At 51.4% G+C, this 5,178-nt stretch carries 2 protein-coding genes; both read left to right on the forward strand.

The genetic code is table 11. The features are described 5' to 3' along the window. The first annotated feature begins 160 nt into the window (after window positions 1-160). A complete protein-coding gene (locus IBX50_RS16930) occupies window positions 161-1,411 on the forward strand; it encodes an exonuclease SbcCD subunit D C-terminal domain-containing protein (RefSeq protein WP_292257477.1) in 1,251 nt (416 codons plus the stop codon). A gap of 11 nt (window positions 1,412-1,422) precedes the next feature. Continuing rightward, window positions 1,423-5,127, forward strand: coding sequence for an AAA family ATPase (locus tag IBX50_RS16935; protein WP_292257478.1), 3,705 nt, complete (start codon window positions 1,423-1,425; stop codon window positions 5,125-5,127). Window positions 5,128-5,178 lie beyond the last annotated feature (51 nt).

The raw sequence follows: 5,178 nt of genomic DNA on the forward strand, positions 1-5,178 counted from the left end.
CAACAGTTCGGACAGTTTTAAAGAAAGCCTGATACCCGGATAATGGGGTTGTCAAACACAACCATCACCCGAGCGCAGGCTTTCATGGAAATAGTCAATACGGTTTTGCAGAAAATGTCCAGTGTTAGAAAACCATTGAAATACCAATCGGAGGGCCCCCTTGACCATCAATATCCTGCATACCTCAGACTGGCATCTCGGGCGTCAGCTATACGGACAAAAGCGTTATGCTGAGTTTGGAGCCTTCCTTGATGGCCTGGTGACAAACTTGTCTGAGCACCAAATCGATGTACTGCTCATTGCCGGTGACGTTTTCGACACCAGTACACCCAGCAATCAGGCTCAGAATCTCTATTACAACTTTCTGCAGCGTGTTGCAGGTTCGAGCTGCCGCCATGTGGTTGTGATTGGTGGTAACCACGATTCTCCGACTTTTCTTGATGCCCCGCGCAGCCTTCTGAAAGCCTTGAATGTGCACGTAGTCGGACAGGTTGCAGATGACCCAGCTGAAGACGTGCTCCTGTTACGTGATGCCGGCGGCCTGCCTGAACTGATCGTGTGCGCTATTCCATACCTGCGTGATCGAGACCTGCGTACTGCCGGTGAAAATGAAGCACTGGAAGATAAAGATCATCAAATGCTAGAGGGCTTGCAGCGTATTTATGCTCAAGCAGGTACCGCAGCTCTTAAACTGCGCGACCAGTGGGGTAATCACCTGCCTATCATTGGGATGGGGCATCTGTTTGCTGCGGGTGGCAAAGTGCAGGAAGGGGATGGAGTAAGGGAGCTTTATGTGGGTTCGCTTGCACAAGTAGGCCGGGATGTGTTTCCAGCTTGTTTTGACTATCTGGCACTCGGTCATCTTCATGTACCCCAGCGGCTCAGTGGCGAGGAACATTTACGCTACAGTGGCTCACCACTCGCCATGGGCTTTGGTGAGGCTCGCCAGCAAAAAAATCTGTGCAAGGTTAGTTTTGATGCCAAGAGTAACCAGCCACTCAAACCTCAAATCAGTTTAATCAACATCCCTTCCTACCAGGCACTCGAACAAATCCGTGGGTCAATGCAGGTTATCACCCAGCGAATCAAGGCGTTAAAAGAGCAGGATCAAAACATCTGGCTGGAAGTGATTCATCAGGATCAGGCGCTGGTGCCTAATCTGCGTGCTGAGCTGGAAGCTTTGGTCGCCGGAACTCAGCTGCAGCTGTTAAAAATTACTGATCAGCGCGTGATCAATCAAGTGCTGCAACAGCAGGATATCCCCAAGCCACTGGAAGAACTCAACCCAGAAGATGTTTTTGAACACTGCTTGCAACAAAGTGATATTGCGGATGAACAGCGAGAAAGCCTGCGTCACAGTTTCCTGTTTGTCATGCGAAAACTTGCACAGGACGATCCACTGGCGGAATAAGGACAAACACCATGCGCATTATCAATATACGTTTTAAAAACTTGAATTCACTGGCCGGTGAGTGGGCGATTGATCTGACTCACCCTGAATACCAGAGCAATGGATTATTCGCGATTACCGGTCCAACCGGAGCGGGCAAAACCACGCTGCTGGATGCGATTTGTCTGGCACTCTATGGGCGTACACCTCGGCTGGCATCCATTTCCAACACCACCAACGATACCATGACGCGTCAGACTGCTGAGTGTTTTGCGGAGGTCACTTTTGAAGTATTGAACTCAGAACGCCAGCGCAAACAGTATCGTGCTCACTGGAGCCAGCGGCGTGCACGCAACCGTATTGATGGTGCGTTGCAGGCACCTAAACGTGAACTGGCCGAATGCCAGACAGGTGAGGTACTCGCTTCCAGTATCCGTGAAGTGACAGCATTGATTGATGAATTAACCGGGCTGGATTTTGAGCGCTTTACCCGTTCAATGCTACTGGCGCAGGGTAACTTTGCAGCCTTTCTGCAAGCCAGGGCTGCGGATCGCTCTTCAATTTTAGAACAGTTGACCGGCACTGAGATTTATCGCCAGATCTCCATCAAAACACATCAAATATTCCGTGAACAAGAACAACAGCTGAGCCACTTGCAAGCCCAGCTAGGTGGTCTGGTGCTGTTAAGTGATGATGAAGAACAGGCGCTGCAGCAACAGCAGGGTGAGCTTGCCGAACAAATTACCGCACTCAACAGCCATCAGCAGCATTACCAGCAGGCAATCCACTGGCTGCAACAGCTGGCTCAAATGCATACTGAGCAGCAACAGTTGCAAGAGCAACTGACGGAAGCTAGCCGCGCCCAAACTGAGTTTGCACCACGACAACAGCGATTGGAGCAGGCCGAGCGAACACGAGCCCTGGCAGCGCCTTATTCCAGACTGCAGACGCTGCAGCAGGAGTTGCACAGCCTCTCGCTGCAGCAGCAACAATTAACAGCAACACTACCTGAGCAGGAAGAAAGGGTAAAACTCCTGCTTTTAGCCGTTCAGGATGCTCAAGCGGCCCGCAACCTGGCGCAGGACGATCAGGCACGGATGCAGCCCCTGATTGATCAGGCCAGAGTATTGGATACACAAATTGCTGCGCAACAAAACACCCTGCAGCAACTGCAATCACAAATCGCTGAAAAACAGTCTGCACACTCGTTGCAGCAGGAGCAGTTACAGGGCAGCCACAAAGCCATTGAACAGAAAAAAGCCTTGTTAGAGGGTATCAATCAGTATCTGCACAAGCAGGCAGGTGATGCCGGACTGATAACAGATCTGGCTGGATTAAAAGCCCAGATAACAAACCTGCAGCAACTCGCCGACCGGCATCAGCTTCAGGTGATTCAGCTCAACGAGGTGAGCAATCAAGCCGCAGAAGCGCAAAAACAGCTGCAAGCACAACAAAAAGCAGCAGACACCTTTGATCAGCAGTGGCAGCAGCTTCTTGATCAACAGCAGCAGCAACAGCAGAGTATCAACTGCCTGCTGGAGGATCAGCCCCTGTCTCATTGGCAGCGACAGCAACAGGAACTTCAACAACAAGGCATCCACCTTGGACACCTTTCGCAACTCTTGCAACAACTGATGACCCAGCTGGCGCGGCAACAGCAGCAACAAGAAAAATACAACACGCTTCAAATAAAACAGCAACAGGTTGAAAGCAACCTGCACGTGCAGATGCAACACCAGCAAGCTTTAATGCAGCTGGTGGATACTCAGCAGGAAAAAATGCTGTTGGCTCAGCGGATCACCAATATGGAGGAGCACCGCCACCTGTTGCAGGATGGCGAGCCTTGCCCCTTGTGCGGTGCAACTGAGCATCCGTTTACTCAGGATGAACTGCCAGCAACAGATCAGATTCGTGAAGCGCTCAATCACAGTAAAGAGCAACTGAAAAAAGCTCAGCACACAGTCAACGAGCAACAGGCTGAGCAGGTACGCCTGCAGACAGAAACAGCGAACTTGCTGCAAAACCTGCAAGAGTTGGAACAGGATATCGCAGGCAACCGGCTGAAACTGCAACAGCAAGCCAACTCTCTCGGGCTGCCAGATCTCTCTATGGATACGCAGGGTCAGAGTCAACTAGCTGAGCGTCTCGAATCAGTCCAATCCAGCCATGGTCAACTGAGTGAACGGCTGCAGCAAGCCAATCAGCTGCAAGAAGGCCTGCAGCAACTGGCTCGTCAGTTGGAACAGCTGCAACAAAACAAAGCCAGCGCACAACAGCAGTTGCATCAAGCTGAGAACAAGATGCAGCTGAGCCAGCAGGAAGAAAACCAGCTGCGTCAAAATATCCAACAGCTGCTGGAAGAGCAGCAGCGGAGTCAGGCACAGCTTAACCAGCAATTACAAGCCTACGGCATTGTTGAAGCGTCTAGCAGCCAGTTGTCAGAGATTCAGCAGCGACTACAACAACGCTGTGATGTCTGGCAGCAGCAGCAGGAAGACCAACGAAATACACAGCAACAGCTGCAACAACTGAATCAGCAGCAAGGTCACTGGCAACAACAGCTGGAACTGCTCGATATCGAGATCGGCAAACTAACTCAGCAACTCTTTGAGCTGCAACAAAATCAACGGGCTTTGCAGGCTCAGCGCTCGGATACCCTGGGCGATGCAAACCCGGATGAAAAAGCACGCCAGATGGCGCAGCAATTCCAGACTGCTGAACAAGCCTTGCAGCACGCAATGACCCAGCGGCAAACCGCAGAAACTGAACTGAAACAACAGCAGGCGCGTCTGGAGCAATTGGAAAACAATCTGAATCAGTACCGTAATCAACTGGCTTCAGACGAACAACAGTTTCAACAGGCGCTACAGCAACATGGTTTCTCGGATCGGTCGGCCTATTTGGCTGCCTGCATGGAAGAGCATGAACGCCAGCAGTTAGCCACCCAATCTCAACAATTGCGTGAACAGGTCTCACAACTGCAAACACGGCTGCAAACCCTTCAGGAACGCCAGCAAGCGGAAGAAGCCAAAGCAATGACAACCGAAGAGTTGGCAAGTCTGCAAGACAAAACCGAGCAATTGAAAATCGAGATTTCTGCCTTGCAAGAAAAGCTAGGTGGCATCAAACAACAGCTTGATCAGCAGATGCAAACGCGCTCACGTCAGCAGCAACAGCTTGAAAGGCTGCAGCAGCTACAGAGTGAAGTCGACCATTGGAAGCTGATGAGCTCGTTGATTGGGTCGGCCAGTGGTGACAAATTCAGCCAGTTTGCGCAAGGGTTAACCTTTGATCGCCTGATTGGTCAGGCTAACCAGCAGCTGCAGAAAATGACCGATCGCTATCTGCTGCTGCGTAATCAACATCAGCCACTGGAGATCAGTGTCATTGATAACTATCAGGCCGGTGAGATACGACCAACCAGCAACCTTTCCGGAGGCGAAAGTTTTATTATCAGCCTGGCGCTGGCACTTGGGCTGTCCGTGATGGCCAGCGAAAAAGTACAGGTGGACTCGCTGTTCCTGGATGAAGGTTTTGGCACCTTGGATGAAGACACGCTCGATACTGCACTGGAAACCCTCTCCAGCCTGCAACAGGAAGGCAAACTAATTGGAGTCATCTCCCACGTCACTTCCCTGAAAGAGCGCATCAGCACTCGCATTCAAGTCACGCCCGGAACCGGGGGACGCAGCCGCCTTTCCGGGCCTGGCTGTTCTGCAAGAGGAGCTGCAGGATGAAACTTATTTATCCACAAGTGGTTGTGTTAACCGGCGCTGGCATTTCTGCAG

This window comes from Marinospirillum sp. (assembly GCF_014859565.1).